Genomic DNA, 20,571 nt, shown 5'->3' with positions numbered 1-20,571 from the left:
TTGAGTCGTAAACCAGCCCACAGTGCGCGTAATATCCAGTTCTGGCAAAATGGACTCCCGTCCATGACCTTCCAGGCTCACGAGAACTCGTTCCAGGCCCGCCCAGCGATGAATAGTCAGTCCCAATGCGGTAAGCAGCAAATCATTCATATCCGTGTTGTAGGCACGATGCGCCTGTTTTAACAGCTGCTCTGTTTCCTGAGCTGTCCACGTGACTGTAATGTTCTCGCTGTCCCTATTCAAGGAATGAGAATGGGATTCGTCTTTTGGAAGCGGCTGATATACGCCTTGTTCCATTTCCTGCCAGAATGCGAGTTCTGCTACCATTGCCGGACTGTTCGCATATTGAGACTGCCCATCAGCCCAGGTGCGGAACGAATCCGTTTTGTGCGGAAGACGAGCCGCTTGTCCGTTCAATGCCTGCTCGTAGGCGGTCGTAATATCCTCGAACAAAATGCGCCAAGATACGGTATCCACCACTAAGTGATGAATAGCCATCAGCAAATGATCTCCATCTGGGCAATGGAACAGCCCCAGCTTCACTAGCGGTCCTTCGCTTAACTGAATACCCGCTTGAATTTCATTCACTTTAGCCTCGATCGCCGCAGACACCTCAGACTCATTTCTGAAGTCGGCCCGATCCAGCGTATACAGCTCGCCCTCCCCAACCGCACGGTTCCAAGCTTCATATCCGTACTCCGTAGGACGGAAAATGATACGCAGTGCGTCGTGATGGCTGACGATTTGATCCATCGCCGTGCGCAGGGCCGGTTCATCAAAACCGTCCTTGCTATGCAGCATAATGGACTGATTATGATGATGAGCATCCGTCAGGTTCTGCTCAAAGAACCATTGTTGAACGGGTGTCAGCTTCACAGCGCCCACCACTTCGCTCTGATCCGCCAATCGGGTCACCGATTGGACTTTCAGTGCCAAGGCAGACACAGTTGGATGACTGAACAGGTCTTTCATCTCCAGTCGATAACCTGCTTGCAGCAATCGGGAGGATACTTGCAAGGCCTTGATCGAATCGCCACCCAGTTCAAAGAAGTTATCCTTCGTGCCTACTGCTTCCACGCCGAGCACCCCGGCCCATACCGCAGCCAGTACTTGCTCCACCGTGGTACGCGGTGCCACATAGGCTGCACCGGTATGGATGCTTCCTTCCGGTTCCGGCAAGGCCTTGCGGTCGATTTTGCCGTTGCTGGTCAGCGGGATCGTCTCCAGTCGCATCAGACGTGCAGGCACCATGTGCGCTGGCAGTCCGGCTTCCAGTTCGGCCTGTACCTCCTCGATCCGCAGCTCGGCTCCTCCGGTGATGTACCCGCACAAGTACTTGTGTCCACGCTCATCCGTCCGGTCGATGACTACCGCTTGACGCACGCCCGGCACCCGCTGGATCGCCGTTTCAATCTCGCCCAGCTCGATCCGGTAGCCCCGGATTTTGACCTGATCATCCATCCGGCCGATAAAGTCCACATTGCCGTCTGGCATCCACCGCGCCAAGTCACCTGTGCGATACAGTCGTTCACCCGGTACATACGGATTCCCTACGAATTTCTCGGCCGTCAGGTCTGCACGGTTCAGGTACCCACGTGCTACCCCGGCTCCGCCAATGCACAGCTCGCCCAGTACACCGATCGGCACCGGATTCAACTGGCTGTCCACGATGTAGAAGCGTGCGTTCAGCCATGCCTGACCAATCGGTACATTGCCGCTGCTTGGCAGCTTCGACAGTTCTTCGTCGTAGAAGCTGGAATCAATCGCCGCTTCCGTGACGCCGTAGCTGTTTATCATGCGAATATCTGCGCCAAACCGTTCTTGCAGCACCCGATAATCTGTCACGCTGCAGCTATCCGAGCTGGTGATCAGCAATTCCAGACTGCTCATGTCCAGTCCGTGGTCATACACATGCTGCATAAACGGTACGATTAAAGCCGGTGTGGATTCGAACACCGTAATCTGATAGTCGCGAATCCATCCATACAGACGGCTTGGGTCGATGCGGTCGTCCTTCGGACAGATGACCATCGTGCCACCGTTATAGAGCGCCCGGGCAATATCACCGACGAACACGTCGAAGGAGAAGCTTGCCAGCTGCAGCAAACGTACCGGGAACTGGTTCAGGCGATAATCCCGACGATACGCCGCAGCCGTATTCACCAAGCTGCGATGCTCAATCATGACGCCCTTCGGACGTCCCGTTGTCCCGGACGTGTAGATCACATACGCCAAATCCTGCGGTTCGTTGATATGATCGACGTCTGTCATATCTCCGGTGTACAGTGACTCATCGTCCAGTGCCAGTACGGTGTGCAGACGCAGCCCTGTTGCCGGCTCGGATGCTGCTTCGCTGTCAGGTGGCGAATCTGATTTCAAGCTTACGCCTTCATTCAGGTTGTCTCTTTCCATCGTTTCAGCGCTAACCGCTGTTTCCAACTCACCCTCAGTCTGCCCTCCGGCCGAGGCCTGTTGGCTTTCATCCAGCCATGCCTGTGCACGCTCCTGCAATCCCGTCTGGGTCAGCAGTACCGTCGCACCACTGTCCTCCAGCATGAAACGAATGCGCTCTGACGGATAGTCTGCATCCAGCGGCACATATGCGCCTCCAGCCTTCCACACCGCTAATACGCCAACCAGCATGTCTACCGAACGCTCACTCAAAATGCCGACAATCGACTCACGTCCAATGCCTTCCTTTCGCAATCTACGGGCAAGCTGGTTTGCACGCTCGTTCAGTGTGCGGTACGTCAGCTGCTCCTCCTCGTACACCACCGCCACGTGATCCGGTACAAGCTGCGCTTGTTCTTCCACAAAGGTATGGAACAGTGCTCCTGCTTCTACCGCAGCAACATCCGATACCCCTACATCTCCAAAACCGTAGATGATTTGTGCTTTTTCCTCCACAGTTACCATCTCTAAGGCTGCCAGTGGCTGCTGTGGATGAAGGGTAATGGCACGTACGAGTTCGGTAAAATGCTGTGCCAATCGCGCAATGGTCTCAGCCTTGTACAGCGCCGTGCTGTATTCCAGACTGCACAGAATGCCTTCCGGCTGCTCCACTGCATCCAAGGTCAGATCAAATTTGGCCGTATGACTGTCTGTCGGATACGTTTTAAAGGTCAGACCTTCCAGCTCGAACTCCTGCTGCTCAAATGTTTTCAACTCAAACATCGTGTCAAACAGCGCATTCCGGCTCGTATCCCGCGTTAAATTCAGTTTTTCAACCAGTTCTTCAAAAGGATATTCCTGATGCTCATACGCACTGAGCGCATGCTCTTTGACCTCTTGCAAGTAGTCCAGGAACGTTTTGTCGCCAGCCGGATAATTGCGGATCGCCAGCGTGTTGAGGAATACGCCTACCAAGCCCTCCAGTTCCGCATGCGGTCTTCCGGCAATTGGCGTGCCGACGATGATATCTTCCTGTCCCGAATATTTATGCAAAAGCGTGCTATACGCGGCCAGCAACACCATGTACAAGGTGGAGCCGGTTTGCGCGGCCAGCTGTTTCAACTGCTCGCTATCCTCCAGGCTGATCGCAAATTCCAATCGAGCTCCTTCCTGACGCTGTACGGCTGGTCTTGCAAAATCCGTAGGCATATCCAGCGCCGGAATGTCACCAGCCATGGTTTTCAGCCAATAGCTTTCCTGCTCACGAAGACGTTCACTTTGCATATCGGCATGCTGCCAAACCGCATAGTCCTTGTACTGGATGCGCAGGGGCGGCAGTTCCTTGCCTTCATACAATTGAGAGAACTCCTGCACGATAATTCCTTCCGTGACGCCATCCGAAATAATATGGTGCATGTCATAGAGCATGACGTGACGCTCCGGTCCGGTTTCCACCAGCTGAACCCGCAGCAATGGTGCTTGTGCGAGATCAAATGCGCGTACAAAGTCCAGTGCATACTGCTGGGTCTCTTCTTCGCTTGCCTGCACATGCTCCACGTTGAATGTGACGCCCGATTCAATCCATTGAATAACCTCACCATCCACCATGTCGAATCGGGTTCGCAGGGCTTCATGGCGGGCAATCAGCTGGCGGAAGGCTTGCTCCAGTCGCGTTTTATCCAAGGAACCTTCAATGATCAAAGCGCCTGGCATATTGTAGCTAACCTCTCCGCCTTCCAGGTGACTCAGAACGTACATCCGTTTTTGCGCCGAGGACACGGGATAATATACGCGCTCCTCCGCAACAGGGATGGATACATACGTTTGCTGCGTCTGAACTTCTCCCATCACCTGTACCAGTTGCTCAATCGTCGGATATTGGAAAATATCTCGCAGCGCCAGCTTGTAATTCAGCTCCTGATGAATTTTCGCCATCAGTGTTGTCGCGCGCAGAGAATGTCCTCCCACTTCAAAGAAGTTATCCTGGATGCCTATCTGCCGATGATTCAAAACGCTTTGCCAAATACGTACCAGTCGCTCTTCTAGCAGTGTCCGCGGTGCCACGTACGCTGTGCCTCCTTCGAGGCGCGCTTCCGGCGCAGGCAACGCTTTGCGGTCAATTTTCCCGTTTGGTGTCAGCGGGAAATGATCCAGTTGTACGACATATGTCGGGATCATATAACCCGGCAGCTTGGGCTGCAGCAGGTTGCGCAGCTCTGGCAAATTCAGCGCATCAGAGGCTACGACATACGCACACAAATCCTTGTCCCCGTCTTCATTTTCCCAGGCGGTGACGATGGCTTTCTGAATGCCATCCACGGTCAGCAGTTGTGCTTCCACCTCGCCCAGTTCAATCCGGAAGCCCCGGATTTTGACCTGATCATCCATCCGGCCGATAAAGTCCACATTGCCATCCGGCATCCACCGCGCCAAATCACCTGTGCGGTATAATCGTTCACCCGCTACATATGGATTCGCTACGAATTTCTCGGCCGTCAGGTCTGCACGGTTCAGGTAGCCTCGTGCCACCCCGGCTCCGCCGATGCACAGTTCGCCCAGTACACCGACCGGCACCGGATTCAGCTGGCTGTCCACGATGTAGAAGCGTGCGTTCAGCCACGCCTGGCCAATCGGCACATGGCCGCTGCTTGGCAGCTTCGACAGCTCTTCATCATAGAAGCTAGAGTCGATTGCCGCTTCTGTGACACCGTAGCTGTTCATAATGCGAATATCCGCGCCAAACCGTTCTTGCAGCACCCGGTAATCCGTCACACTGCAGCTATCCGAGCTGGTGATCAGCAATTCCAGACTGCTCATGTCCAGCCCCTGTTCATGCACATGCTGCATAAACGGTACGATTAGGGCCGGGGTCGATTCGAACACTGTAATCTGGTAATCGCGAATCCAGTCATACAAACGGCTAAAATCAATCCGGTCGTCTTTCGGACAAATGACCATCGTGCCGCCGTTATAGAACGTCCGCGCGATATCCCCGACGAATACGTCGAACGAGAAGCTCGCCAGTTGCAGCAAACGTACCGGGAACTCGTTCAGACGGTAATCCCGACGATACGCCGCAGCCGTATTGACCAAGCTGTGATGTTCAATCATGACCCCTTTCGGACGTCCCGTTGTCCCGGACGTGTAGATCACATACGCCAGATCCTGCGGTTCGTTGATGTGATCGACGTCTGTGGTATCTCCGATGTACAGCGACTCATCGTCCAACGCCAGTACGGTATGCAGACGCAGCACTGTTGCCGGTTCGGATGCTGCTTCGCTGTCAGACTTCGAATCTGATTTCAAGCTTACGCCTTCACTAAGGCGGTCTCTTTCCATCGTTTCAGCGCTAACCGCCGTCTCCAGCTCACTCTCACTCTTTCCTTCGCCCAGAGCCCATCGGCTTTCATTCAGCCAACCCAGTGCACGCTCCTGTAAGCCGATTTGGGTCAACAGTACCGTAGCACCGCTGTCTTCTAACATGAAACGAATACGTTCGGACGGATAGTCTGCATCTAGCGGTACATAGGCGCCTCCTGCCTTCCACACCGCCAGTACCCCGACCAGCATGTCCACCGAGCGTTCGCTCAAAATGCCGACAATCGACTCGCGTCCAATGCCTTCATTTCTCAATCTACGCGCCAATTGGTTCGCACGCTCGTTCAGTTTCCGGTACGTAAGCTGCTGCTCCTCGTACACCACTGCCACGTGATCCGGCACAAGCTGTGCCTGTTCTTCCACAAAGGTATGGAATAAGGCTCCTGCTTCAACAGCAGCAACATCCGATACCCCCACATTTCCAAATCCATGGATGATTTGTGCTTTTTCCTCGGCAGGTACCATCTCCAAAGCTGCCAGTGGCTGCTGCGGATGAAGGGTAATGGCACGTACGAGTTCGGTAAAATGCTGTGCCAATCGCGCGATGGTTTCAGGCTTGTACAGCGCCGTGCTGTATTCCAGACTGCACAGAATGCCTTCCGGCTGCTCCACTGCATCCAAGGTCAGATCAAATTTGGCGGTTTTATTGGCTATCGGATACGAATTCAAGGTCAGACCTTCCAGCTGCACCTCCTGCTGCTCCAATGTTTTCAATTCAAACATTGTGTCAAACAACGCATTCCGGCTCGTATCCCGCGTTAAATTCAGCTTTTCAACCAGTTCTTCAAAAGGATAGTCCTGATGCTCATAAGCGCTGAGCGCATGCTCTTTGACCTCTTGCAGATAATCGAGGAACGATTGGTCGCCAGACGGATAATTGCGGATTGCCAGCGTATTGATGAAGACACCTATCAGACTCTCCAGTTCCGCATGCGGTCTTCCAGCAATCGGCGTTCCCACTACGATATCTTCTTGGCCTGTGTATTTATGCAAGAGCGTGGTGTACGCTGCCAGCAGCACCATATACAAGGTTGAACCTGTTTGCGAAGCCAGTTCTTTCAGGCGTTCGCTCACTTCACGCTCCAGTCCGAATTCGATCGTATCCCCTGCCGTACTCTGTACCGCCGGACGGGCAAAGTCGGTTGACAGATCCAGCACAGGCACTCCGTCCTGGAAGGTGCCCAGCCAGTATGCTTCCTGACGCTGCATCCATTCCTGATGGGCTTCGCTTTGCTGCCATACGGCATAGTCTTTGTACTGTATCCGCAATGGCGATAGCTCTTCACCGCCATACAAGCGGACAAATTCATTGGTCAGTACCTCCATCGACACACCATCCGAAACGATATGGTGCATGTCGAGCATGAGTAAATGCTGAGATTCCTGCTCGGTTCCTTGTACACCCAAATCTACCAAGCCCACCCGCAGCAGCGGTGCAGCTTGCAGATCGAATGGACGCACAAACTGCCGTACCCGTTCTTGTGCTTCCTGGCTGACCGTCGTGTCTGTATCCGCAGTCGCATCCTCTTCTTGTACCTTCGTATATTCCACCTCGAACGGCACGCTGTCTTCAATCCATTGCATTGGCTCGCTGTCGATCAGCTCAAAGCGGGTACGCAAGGTCGCATGGCGATCGATCAGTTGACGGAACACGTCTTCTACTCGTTTTACGTCCAGCGGACCGCTCACTTGCAGCACCGACGGCATGTTGTAGTTCACATCACTTGGATCAAACTGATGCAGCACATACAGTCGTTTTTGCGCCGAAGATAACGGGTAGAAGCTACGCTCTTCCGTTACCGGAATGGACGCATATGTTACTTGATCCAGACTTTCTAACACCGTTGCCAGTTGCTCAATCGTTGGTGCTTCAAAAATACTGCGCAGTGGAAGCGGCTTGTTCAGCTCCTTGTGAATCTTCGAGGCCAGTGTCGTCGCCCGCAGCGAGTGTCCGCCAATCTCGAAGAAGTTTTCCTTCACACCGACCTGCGTGAGGCCCAGCACATCCTGCCAAATGTGCGCCAGCTTCACTTCCACCCACGTCCGCGGTGCGACATAATCAGCTCCGCTTTGCAGGCTGCCTTCTGGTGCTGGCAGGACTTTGCGGTCAATTTTGCCATTTGGACTCAGCGGCATTTTCTCCAGCTGTACAAAGTATGATGGCACCATGTAGCTTGGCAGCTCCCGGCCCAGCTCACTTCTCAGCTCGCTGGCTCCTAGCTCTTGCTCCGCGACATAGTACGCCACCATTTGTTTTTGGCCCGTTTCATCCGCACGCGCCGTGACTACCGCTTCGCGTACCGATTCCACTTGGAGCAGCTGCGATTCGACCTCGCCCAGTTCAATCCGGTAACCCCGGATTTTGACTTGATGGTCGATCCGGCCCAGATATTCAATGTTGCCGTCCGGCATCCATCTCGCCAAATCGCCTGTGCGGTACATCCGTTCATAGCCTGCTTCCCCGCCGGCAAACGGGTCGGGTACGAATTTCTCGGCCGTCAGCTCTGGACGGTTCAGATAGCCTTGGGCTACGCCGACACCACCGATGCACAGTTCGCCCGCAACCCCAATCGGCTGCAATTGCTCCGTGCCTTCCTTCACGATGTACAGACGAATATTTTGGATCGGTTTCCCGATGGGAATGACCGAATAGGTTTCATTAGGTTCGCAATCGAAGTACGATACGTCCACCGTCGCTTCGGTTGGCCCATACAGGTTGATCAGCTTCGCTCCGGCCAGGCTCGACACAAGCCGTTGGAATCGGGCCACATGCTGTGGCGGCAACGCTTCGCCGCTGGCAAAGACATGGCGCAGCGTGCCCAGCTTCGCTTGCATCACTTCCCGTGGCTGCTGCTCCACGTACTCCAGGAACGCATGCAGCATGGCGGGTACAAAGTGCATCGTGCTCACGCCATCGCGGGCAATCGTCTCGACGATGTCTTCCGGGTTCTTTTCCCCGCCCACGGACAGCAAGCTCACCTTCGAGCCGACCAGCGACCACCAGAACAACTCCCACACCGACACATCGAAGGTGAAGGCGGTCTTTTGCAAGATCGTATCTTCCGCACTCAAGCCGTAACGATCATGCATCCACAAAATCCGGTTCAGCACGGAATGGTGCTCCACCATCACGCCCTTCGGTTTTCCCGTGGAGCCGGAGGTATAGATGACATAGGCTACATGGTGTGGGCCAGCCAGTGGCTCCAGATTCGAGCCATCTTCGTGGTAAATGTCCTCGCGATCCAGCACCAGCACCTGGCCGTTGAAACTCAGTGAGGCTTGCTCCGCCAAATGCGACTGCGTCAGTACCAGCTTCGCTCCTGAATCCTCCAGCATAAAGCGGATACGGTCTGCCGGATATTCTGGATCAATTGGCACGTAGGCTCCGCCTGCTTTGAGGATCGCATAGATGCCGACAATCATGTCCAGCGAACGCTGAACCAAAATGCCCACGGGCTGATCCGGTTCAACACCTTCAGCACGCAAGGTGCGTGCGAGTCGGTTCGCGCGCACGTTCAGTTCACGGTAGGTCAGCGACTCCGCTCCGCGCAGTACCGCCACTTGCTCCGGCGTGTTCGCTGCCTGCTGTTCGAACAGCGCACTTAACGTTTGATCCTGCGGATAGGTTGCCGCCGTATCCCCCCAGACCTGAACGATCTGTGCTTGTTCTTCCGGTGTCACCAATTCCAGCTCATTCACACGAATATGCGGATTATCGATAATTTGCTCGATGACATGCAGTACATGTCCCTGCATCCGCTCTATCGTAGACCGATCGTATACATTCGCGTTATATCTGAACATGATGCGGAATGTTTCATCGGGCATCACAATCAGGTCCAGATCATAGTTCGTTTGCTCGACAACCTCTACATTCGTAATTTCAAAAGCGGATGGACGAACTTCGCCAAGCTGCTCGACTTGCTCCTCGACCGGATAATTCTCAAACACCATAATATGGTTAATTAGATGCTGCTTCTGCTCGGTCAATGCCTGAATTTCATACAGCGGGAAGCTATCGTATGCTCCCGAGGCCAGTGCCTGCTCCTGCGTTTTCCGCATCACTTCCACAAAAGTGGCATTCCGTTCACTTTGAATCCGCACCGGGATGGTATTAATGAACAGACCGATCATATGCTCTACACCAGCAATATCCGTTGGACGTCCAGAAACGACACTGCCGAACACAACATCCTCATTGTTGTTATATTTCTGCAAAATCAGGCCCCACACGCTCTGCATCAGCGTATTAATCGTGACCTGCTGCTGCTTTGCAATCCGGTGTATGGCTTCGCTCCACGTTGGATCCAGATCTACCGTTATTTTTCCAGAAATATATTCGCTGGTTTCACTTTCTGTAATGGATACAGTATGATCCCTGCTGTCCGCCACTTGGTCTTTCGATGAAGTATCCGATCCAGGTAACAACGTCTGCTGTTCAAAGCCCGCCAAATAACTGCTCCAATACTCTTTTGCCGCATGTTCATCCTGACGTCCCAGCCATTCGATATATTGGCCATACGGTGTGATCGGAGCAAGCTCCGGTTGCTTCTGCTCCAGCAGGGCGAAGTACGTACCAAACACTTCGCCCGTAACGAGCGATAAGCACCAGCCATCCATGACAATGTGATGGAAGCTCCATACCAAATGATACGTTTCTTCATGGGTCTGCAATACCTGTACGCGCATGAGTGTATCGGTACCGAGATTAAAGCCTCTAGCCTGGTCCTCCAGCTTAAACGCCTGGATATATGCCTGTTGCTCTGCTTCCTGTATTCCCCGTATATCCTGGAAGGAAAGGTCACTATCTTTGTGACGGAACACGATCTGCAATGGCTCCTGACTGTGTCCTGTCTCAAACCTATGGAAATTCGTCCGCAGCGCTTCATGACGCTGTGTCAGTACATCCAAACTCTTGCGGAAAACAGCTACATCAAAGCTTCCTTTTTGATCAAACGACGCTTGCTGGAAGTAGGCGCCTGACTCCGGCTCCATCAGATGATGGAACAGCATCCCCTTCTGCATAGGCGAAAGAGCATATACATTTTCCAGCTCGCCCACAGAAGCCGTTTGCTCCGTCAATTGCTCCAGTTGCTCCAGTGTCAAGCCTTTGAACAATACATCGCTTGGTGTTAGCTCACTCCGCTCTTTGGAGGCACAATGAGCGATCACTTCCTGCAAGCTTTCCTGCAGCAACTGCGCAAATTTTTCTACATTTTGCTGATGATATACTTTGCTGTCATAGCGAATTTCCAGTGTCAGCGCGCCCGCTGTAATCATTCCGTTCACATTCAAAGGATGCTCCAGTACGGTATGATCACTCATCGGCTCTCCACCTGGATGTGAAGACAGAACGATATCCCCATTTTCCAAGTCCTGATCAAATTGTCCCAAATAGTTAAAGCTAATTTCAGGCTGCAAGGTCCAGGAAGGATGGGCATCATCCTGAGACATATATTTCAAAATGCCGTAGCCAATACCCTTATGCGGTACATGGCGCAGGCCTTCCTTCACCCGCTTGATTCGCTGCCCTACTTCTGCCTTTCCGTCCACATCCAGCAGCACCGGATACTGACTCGTAAACCAGCCCACGGTACGGGTGATGTCGATATCTGGAACAATGGCTTCCCGGCCATGTCCCTCCAGATTGACCAGCACACGCTCCTGACCGCTCCAGTTATATACCGCTGTGCCGAGTGCGGTTAACAGTAGATCATTGACCTCGGTGTGGTACGCACGATGTACTTCCTGTAGCAACAATCGTGTTTCCTGCTCGCTCCAAGCCACGGTCACAATTTCACTGTCTCTCAGCGGATAATGCTGTCCTTCCGCTCTCTCATGATCCTTAGGCAACGATGCGAATTCCATTTGAGCGAGATGATGCCAATATTCGCGTTCGTTGTCGATCGCCGGACTATTCGCATATTGAGACAAGTGTTCTGCCCAAGTGGAGAACGAGTCCGTTTTATATGGCAAACGAATGGCTTCTCCACGAACCGCCTGCTCATATCCCGCGGCAAAATCCTCAAACACAATCCGCCATGAAATGCCGTCCACCACCAAATGGTGAATCGCAATCAGTAAATGATCTCCATCCGTGCAGCGGAAAAGCCCCAGCTTCACCAGTGGCCCCTCGTCCAGACGAATGGAACCTTGGATGGCATTGGCTTTCATTTCAATCGCCTTCACCACATCCGCAGCATCTTCGATACCCGTCAAATCAACAACGTCCAGACTGTACAGCTGACCTTCGTTCAAACCGCGATTCCACGCTTCATAGCCCTGTTCGGTCTGACGGAAGATCATACGTAGCGCATCATGATGCTCCATTACCTTGGTCACCGTTTGATGCAATGCGGCTTCCTCAAAGCCTTGCTCTCTATACAGCATCACCGACTGGTTGAAATAATGCGGCTCTGCCGAGGATTGTCCAAAGAACCATTGCTGTATTGGGGTCAATTTAACTGCCCCCGAAACCACCCGCTGATCGGCTGTACGGCTGACCTTGTGTACATGACCACTCAGCAACGAGACGGAAGGATATTGGAACAAATCCTTCATGTCCAGCTTGTAGCCCGCTTGCAGCAAACGGGAGGATACCTGGATTGCTTTGATCGAATCGCCGCCCAGATCAAAGAAATTATCCAATACCCCGACTCTCTTCGCGCCTAATACAGCCTGCCAAATGGACACTAACGTCTGCTCCAGCGCTGTGCGCGGCTCTACATAATCCGCTCCGCTTTGCAGGCTGCCTTCGGGTTCTGGCAGGGCCTTGCGGTCGATTTTACCGTTCGGTGTCAACGGCATTTGCTCCAGCTGGATGAAATACGAAGGCACCATGTAGTTTGGTAGCTCCTCACCCAGTAAGCTGCGCAGCTCACCCGCGCTTACTTCCCGTTCAGCGACATAGTACGCCACCAGTTGGTTTTGCCCTTGCTCGTCCGCCTGGGCCAGTACGATGACCTCTTGTACGTCCTCCACTTTCAAAATTTGTGCCTCGACCTCGCCCAGCTCGATCCGATAGCCCCGGATTTTCACCTGATGGTCGATCCGGCCCAAATATTCGATGTTGCCGTCTGGCATCCATCTCGCCAAGTCACCCGTACGGTACATTCTTTCATACCCTGCTTCGCCAGCCGCAAACGGATTTGGTATAAATTTCTCAGCCGTCAGCTCTGGGCGATCCAGATAACCACGGGCCAGACCCGGACCGGACACGCACAGTTCACCTGCGACGCCTACCGGAGCCAAATGTCCATGCACATCCGCCATGTATACCCGGTGATTCGGCACAGGGCGTCCGATAGAAATCAGTTGTCCGGCTCTCTCATCCTCGGATACGGGCCAGATGGACGTCGCCACCGAGTTTTCGGTGGGACCGTAGCCGTTGTAGTACGCCACCTGATCCTTCCACTTGTACACCAGCTCTGTTGAAGATGCAGAACCCGCAGTGAACAAAATACGCAGGTTTGGCATCTGTCCCGGCTCCAGATAGACCGCATAGGTCGGCGGCAAAGCGGCCACGGTGATTTGATGATCCGCCATATATAGCTCAAACCGCTCGTAATTCAAAATCGTTTCTGACGTTGGCACATACAACGTGGCTCCGCAGAACAGTGCCTGGAAGATTTCCCAGCAAGCCGCATCAAACGAATAGCTGGCGAACAGCAACGCATGATCCGACGTGCTCATCCGAAGCGTCTGATCAAAATACGTTTTCAGATTGCATAGCCCATGATGCTCCAGCATTACACCCTTCGGCTGCCCCGTTGTACCCGACGTATAAATCACATACGCCAAATCATTCGGACCGGACCACGGTTCCAAATTGGAATCATCTTCGTGGTACACCGTTTGCTCCCCATCTAACACCAGCATGCGGCCGTCAAACGTGACTTTGCCTACCAGATGGCTTTGTGTCAACAACAGCTTCGCCCCTGAGTCGTCCAGCATGTAGCGGATACGCTCCTCTGGATACGTCGGATCGATGGGGACATATGCACCCCCGGCCTTCAAAATCCCGAAGATACCTACGATCATGTCCACCGAACGCTCGGTCATCAGACCCACCAAACGATCCTTCGTGACGCCTTGACTGCGCAAGGTACGAGCTAATCGATTGGCGCGTGCATTCAGTTCACGATAGGTCAACTGCTCTCCTTCGAAGAACAGTGCTGTCTGCTCCGGCGTCTGCGCGGTTTGCGCCTCAAACAAGCCATGAATCGTTTGCTCGTTTGGATACTCGGTCGCCGTATCGCCCCATACGCTGAGAATTTGCTTGCGCTCCTGCTCACTTAACATATCCAGCTCATGCACCCGAATGTCCGGCTTCGCTACCACCTGCTCCAGCAGCTGTACCAGATGACCTCGAATTTGCTCTACACTTCCCCGTTCAAAGGCCAAGGCATTATATCCGAAGTTCATGTGAATGGTGTCCCCCGGCAGCACTACCAGGTTAAAGTCATAGTTGGTCTGCTCGACAGACTCGGCTCCGGTGATACTGAAGCTGGACTCATCGTCGTTGCCTAATTGCTCCAATTGTTCCTCTACCGGATAGTTCTCAAAAATAAGAATATGATTGATCAAATCCTGTTTAAGCTCCGACAGCCCCTGAATTTCATACAGCGGGTACGTATCATAGGCATGGGAAGCAATCGATTGCTCCTGGGTTTGCTTCATCACATCTGAGAATAAGCTGTCCACTTGACTGCGGATGCGTACAGGAATGGTATTGATAAACAGACCTATAATGTGCTCCACATTCGGAATGTCTGCCGGACGTCCAGATACCACGCTGCCAAATACTACATCATCTGTGCCATTATATTTTTGCAGCAAAAGGCCCCAAACGGTCTGCATCAACGTATTGATCGTTACCTGATAACGCTTGGCTATGCGCTGAATGCCTGCCGTTAGCTCCGCGCCCAAGTCAAAATCTAGACGCTCCGCCTGATATCCTGTTTTGCCCTGAATTTTAGCCTGTGGCAGGCGGGACCGTTCCTCATATCCTTCCAGAACCTTGCTCCAGTAGCCTGATGCGGCCTGACGATCCTGCTGCTCCAGCCATTCGATATATTGACTGTACGGCGTTACAGGTGACAACTCCGGCTGTTTATGAGCCAATAGCGCAAAATAACTTGCAAACACTTCGTTTGTCACCAGCGACAAGCACCAGCCGTCCATCACGATATGATGGAAGCTCCATACAAAACGGTACGCGTCCTCGCCGGTGCGCAAAACAGCCACACGCATCAAAGCATCTTGCGCCAGATCAAAGCCTCTTTGCTTGTCTTGGCGCGTATATTCGAGGATGTATTCGTTTTGCTGCTCTTCCTCCATATCCCGCAAATCCTCTACATACAGTTCGCTGCGCTTATTGCGGTACACGACCTGAAGCGGTTCATCCTTCCAGCCGCTGTAGAAGTTCGTGCGCAGTACCGTATGCCGCTGCACCAATACATCCAAACTTGCCGCAAATGCAGCGATATTAAACTGTCCTCGCAGATCAAAGGATGCCTGTTCAAAATATGCTCCCGATTGCGAATCCATCAGATTGTAAAAGAGCATGCCCTTTTGCATCGGCGTCAGCGCGTATACATTTTCCAGCTCACCGGTATGTGCCGCCTGTTCCGCAATTTGTTCCAGTTCTCTAGTCGTCAGACCTTTGAAGGATACATCACTCGGGGTCAGTTCCGGCTGTTCCTGAGCGACGCAATGCGTAATCACCTCTTGCAAAGCGGATTGCAACAGTCCCGCCACACGTTCCAGCGTTTCTTTGCGGTACTGCTTACGGCTGTAAGCGATCGTCAAGCGCAGCATGCCTTCCGAGATCATTGCATTCAAATCCAGCGTGTACAGTAACGGTGAATGTGCATCCTCTGTCTCCCCTGTACTATAGGATGACCATGTGATTCCACTGTTTTGTACATCCTGATCGACCTGTCCCAAATAGTTAAAGCTGATTTCCGGTTCTGCTGCAATCGCGTGCGTTTCATCCGATGCGAACGCAGGGGACAGGTAGCGCCATGTGCCATACGTCAGCCCTTTATGTGGAATCCGGCGCAGACCTTCCTTCGTTTCTTTAATCCGCTGGGCCAGCGTCAGGTTGACATCTGTGTCCAGCAGCACCGGATACAAGCTCGTAAACCAGCCTACCGTACGTGTCATATCCACCTCTGGCAGGATCGCTTCCCGGCCATGTCCCTCCAGATTCACCAGCACCTGTCCTGCGCCTGTCCAGTTGTGCATGGCCAATCCTAACGCGGTCAGCAGCAAATCATTAACCTCGGTGTTATAGGCGCGATGGGCCTGTTTTAGCAGTTGCTCCGTTTCAGCCTCGGTCCACTCCACCGTCAGCACTTCGCTGTCTGCATTCAAGGAACCCTCGTAGGCGAAGTCCTTAGGCAGCGGCGCCGCTTCCGCTTTGGCCTGTTCCAGCTGCTGCCAGTAGACTGTATCCGATGCCTCCGCAGAACGGCTGGCGTAAGACGACAACTCCCGTGCCCATGTTTGGAAGGAATCCGTTTTATAGGGCAATCGTACAGGCTCGCCTTTGATCGCCTGCTCGTAACCTGTCGAGAAATCTTCAAACAGAATCCGCCACGACACCCCGTCTATCACCAAATGGTGAATAGCTATGAGCAAATGATCGCCCTCGGTTGTGCGGAACAATCCCAGCTTCACCAGAGGTCCTTCGGACAGGTGAATGCTGCTTTGAATTTCATTTGCCTTCGCTTCCAGCGCTTCCGCATAGGCTACTTGTTCACGGTAGTCTTCGGTTTCCAGCGTATACAACGCGCCTTCATCTACACTACGTGTCCAAGCCATATAACCAGAGGAATCCTGATGGAAAACCGTACGAAGCGCATCATGATGCTTCACGATGTGATCCATGACTTGGCGAATCGCCGTCTCATCAAAGCCCTCGGCACAATAGAGCATGACCGCCTGATTAAAGTGCTGCGGGCGCTCGCGCTCCTGCGCAAAGAACCAATGCTGGATCGGAAGCAACGAGGTTTCCCCGCTCACTTCTCCTTGATCTGCCATACGACTGACCTCATGCATATGCGGTGCCAGTGCTGCAACCGCTGGATACTGGAACAAATCCTTCATGTCCAGCTTATAGCCGGCCTGGAACGCGCGCGATGCGATTTGGATGGCCTTAATGGAATCGCCGCCTAGATCAAAGAAGTTGTCCAATATGCCGACCGTCTGTAGCCCCAGTACTGACTGCCAAACCGCTACCAAAGCGCGTTCTGATGCGGTACGCGGCTCTGCATAATCCGTTCCGGTTTGCAGGCTGCCTTCTGGTGCTGGCAGGGCCTTGCGGTCAATTTTGCCATTCGGACTCAGCGGCATCTGCTCCAGCTGTACAAAGTACGATGGCACCATGTAGCTTGGCAGCTCCCGGCCCAGCTCACTTCTCAGCTCACTGGCTCCTAGCTCTTGTCCCGCAACGTAGTACGCCACCATTTGTTTTTGGCCCGTTTCATCCGCACGAGCCATGACGACCGCTTCTCGTACCGATTCTACTTGGAGCAGCTGCGATTCGACCTCGCCCAGCTCGATCCGGTACCCTCGGATTTTGACTTGATGGTCGATCCGGCCCAGATATTCAATGTTCCCATCCGGCATCCATCTCGCCAAATCGCCTGTGCGGTACATCCGCTCATAGCCTGCTTCCCCGCCAGCAAACGGATCGGCTACGAATTTCTCGGCCGTCAGCTCTGGACGGTTCAGATAGCCTCGGGCTACGCCGACACCGCCAATGCACAGCTCTCCCGCAACCCCGATCGGCTGCAATTGCTCCGTGCCTTCCTTCACGATGTACAGACGGATGTTTTGAATCGGTTTTCCGATGGGAATGACCGAATAGGTTTCATTAGGCTCGCAATCGAAGTACGATACGTCCACCGTCGCTTCGGTTGGACCGTACAGGTTAATCAGCTTCGCTCCCACTAGGCTCGACACGAGCCATTGGAACCGGGCCACATGCTGTGGTGGCAATGCTTCGCCGCTGGCAAAAACATGACGCAACGTTGCCAGCTTCGCTTGCATCACTTCCCGTGGCTGCTGCTCCACGTACTCCAGGAACGCATGCAGCATGGCAGGTACAAAGTGCATCGTGCTCACGCCATCGCGGGCAATCGTGTCGACGATGTCTTCCGGGTTCTTTTCCCCGCCCACGGACAGCAGGCTTACCTTCGAACCGACCAGCGACCACCAGAACAGCTCCCACACCGACACGTCGAACGTGAAGGCGGTCTTTTGCAGGATCGTATCTTCCGCACTCAAGCCGTATCGATCATGCATCCACAAAATCCGGTTCAGCACAGAATGGTGCTCAATCATCACGCCCTTCGGTTTTCCCGTGGAGCCGGACGTATAGATGACATAGGCTACATGGTGTGGTCCGGCCAGTGGCTCCAAATTCGAGCCATCTTCGTGGTAAATGTCCTCGCGATCCAGCACCAGCACCTGGCCGTCGAAACTCCGTGAGGCTTGCTCCGCCAGATGCGATTGCGTCAGTATCAGCTTCGCACCCGAATCCTCCAGCATAAAGCGGATGCGGTCCGCCGGATATTCTGGATCGATGGGTACATAAGCTCCGCCTGCCTTGAGGATCGCATAGATGCCGACGATCATGTCCAGCGAGCGTTGGACCAGAATGCCTACTGGCTGATCCGGTTCAACACCTGCGGCACGCAGCGTCCGAGCCAAACGGTTCGCGCGCTCATTCAACTCCGCGTAGGTCAACGATTCCGATCCGCACAACACTGCCACCTGATCCGGTGTATTCGCTGCCTGCTGCTCGAACAGTGCATTTAGCGTTTGATCCTGCGGATAGGCTGCCGCCGTATCTCCCCAAACCTGAACGATCTGTGCCTGTTCTTGCGGGGTTACCAATTCCAACTCATTCACTCGGATATTCGGATTGTCCACAATTTGTCCGATGACATGGTCGATATGGCCCTGGATACGCTGCATGGCAGACCGGCTATACACCTGAGCATTGTATTCAAGCAGGATAGAGATATCCTCATCAGGCACGACAATCAGGTTGAAATCGTAGTTGGTTTGCTCGGCAAGTGCCACATTGGCAATCGAGAAGCCTGTTTGTGCCTTTGTCTCGTCGGAACCGCCCATCTGCTTCATCTGTTGCCCGATCGGGTAGTTTTCAAAGACCATAATGTGATGAATCAGGTCTTGTTTTTGTTCAGTCAGTGCCTGGATATCGTATAGCGGGAACGTATCATAGACACTGGAGGCCAAAGACTGTTCCTGGGTGCGCTGCAATACTTCAGCAAATGTAGCATCCGGTGCACTGCAAATGCGTACTGGAATCGTGTTGATAAACAATCCAATCATGTTCTCCACGCCTGGAAGGTCTGCCGGACGACCGGATACCACACCACCAAACACAACATCCTGATGATTATTGTATTGCTGTAAAATAACGCCCCACACGCTTTGCAGCAATGTGTTAATCGTGACATGTTTTTGCTTGGCCATTTGGTTTAATGCCGCAGTCCGTTCTTTACCCAACCTAAAGGGTAGCTTTTCCAAAACATAGCCGGCATTTGAACTTTCACCACTTCTGTCCGGTTCTTCATCCCGTGCGACGACAGAAGCTTGTGCGTTCTCCCCAGGCAACAAGGTTTGCTGCTCAAAACCTGCCAAATAGTCACTCCAATAACGGGTCGCTTCCTGTGCATCCTGATGTTCCAACCATTCGATATAGTCACTATACGGCTTGACAGGTGCGAGCTCTGGCTGCTTGTGCTCCAGCAAGGCAACATATGCCCCAAACACTTCGTCCGTCATCAGAGACAGGCACCATCCGTCCATCACAATATGATGGAAGCTCCATACAAAACGGTATGAGCTTTCACCCGTGCGGAAGACGGCTACGCGCATAAGCGCATCCTTGCTTAGATCAAAGCCTCGAGCTTTATCCTGGGTCACAAATTCAGCTACAGCGTGTTCGCGCCCTCTGACATCCTCATAAAAGAAGCTCAAATTTTTATGACGATAGACAATCTGCAACGGTTGACCATACCAGCCACTGTAGAAATTCGTCCGTAATATAGCATGCCGGCTAACCAGCAGCTTCAGACTTTCCTCGAATAGGGACGTTTCAAAGTACCCCTCCAGATCAAAGCTTGCCTGTTCAAAATACACGCCTGTTTCTGCATTCATCAAACTATGGAACAGCATCCCCTTTTGCATAGGGGTCAACGGGTACACATTTTCCAATTCCCCAACCGTCTTGGTCTGCTCCTTAATCGTATCTAATTGCTCCAGGGTCAGACCTTTTAGCAATACATCACTTGGAGTCAATTCGGTCCGCTCCCGTGTGACACAATGCTCGATCATTTCAAGCAGGTTGGATTTTAATAGATTAGCCAGCATGTGGACGGTGTCCTTACGGAAGGCTTTGCCGTTATACCGAATGTCCAGTTCCAGGATGCCGTTCGTTACGATCCCGCTCACATCGAGAGCATATTTCATCTTCGTCCGGTCACTAACGACCGATCCAATCGAGTAAGGAGACATACGCATATCGCTGTTTTGCAAGTCCTGATCAAACTGGCCGAGGTAATTGAAGCTCACTTGTGGCTCGGCAAAAGCTTGATGTTGACCAAGGTGCCGTGCATCTGCTTGCTGACCAACCGTTTGGCCGGATTCACTCAAATATCTCCATATACCGTAGCCCATTCCTTTATTCGGAATATGACGCAGGCTCTCTTTGACCTGTTTGATGCGTCCCGACCAAGCGTGATCACGACCAACGTCCAGCAA

1 protein-coding gene (only partly in view) is annotated in these 20,571 nt (G+C 53.0%); it reads right to left on the bottom strand.

All 20,571 nt of this window come from inside a single coding sequence — locus T3H97_RS12325, non-ribosomal peptide synthase/polyketide synthase (RefSeq protein ID WP_328802700.1), on the bottom strand. Of the gene's 42,273 coding nucleotides, 13,416 precede the window and 8,286 follow it; the stretch shown corresponds to coding positions 13,417-33,987, spanning codon 4,473 (complete) through codon 11,329 (complete); reading right to left, the first codon wholly in view occupies positions 20,569-20,571. Both the start codon and the stop codon lie outside the window.

Origin of the sequence: Paenibacillus sp. LX16, from assembly GCF_036252815.1 — a bacterium.
GTDB classification, from domain to species: Bacteria; Bacillota; Bacilli; order Paenibacillales; family Paenibacillaceae; genus Paenibacillus; species Paenibacillus polymyxa_B.
The sequence above is the reverse complement of the archived record's forward strand: the minus strand, read 5'-3'. Positions and strand labels throughout refer to the sequence as shown.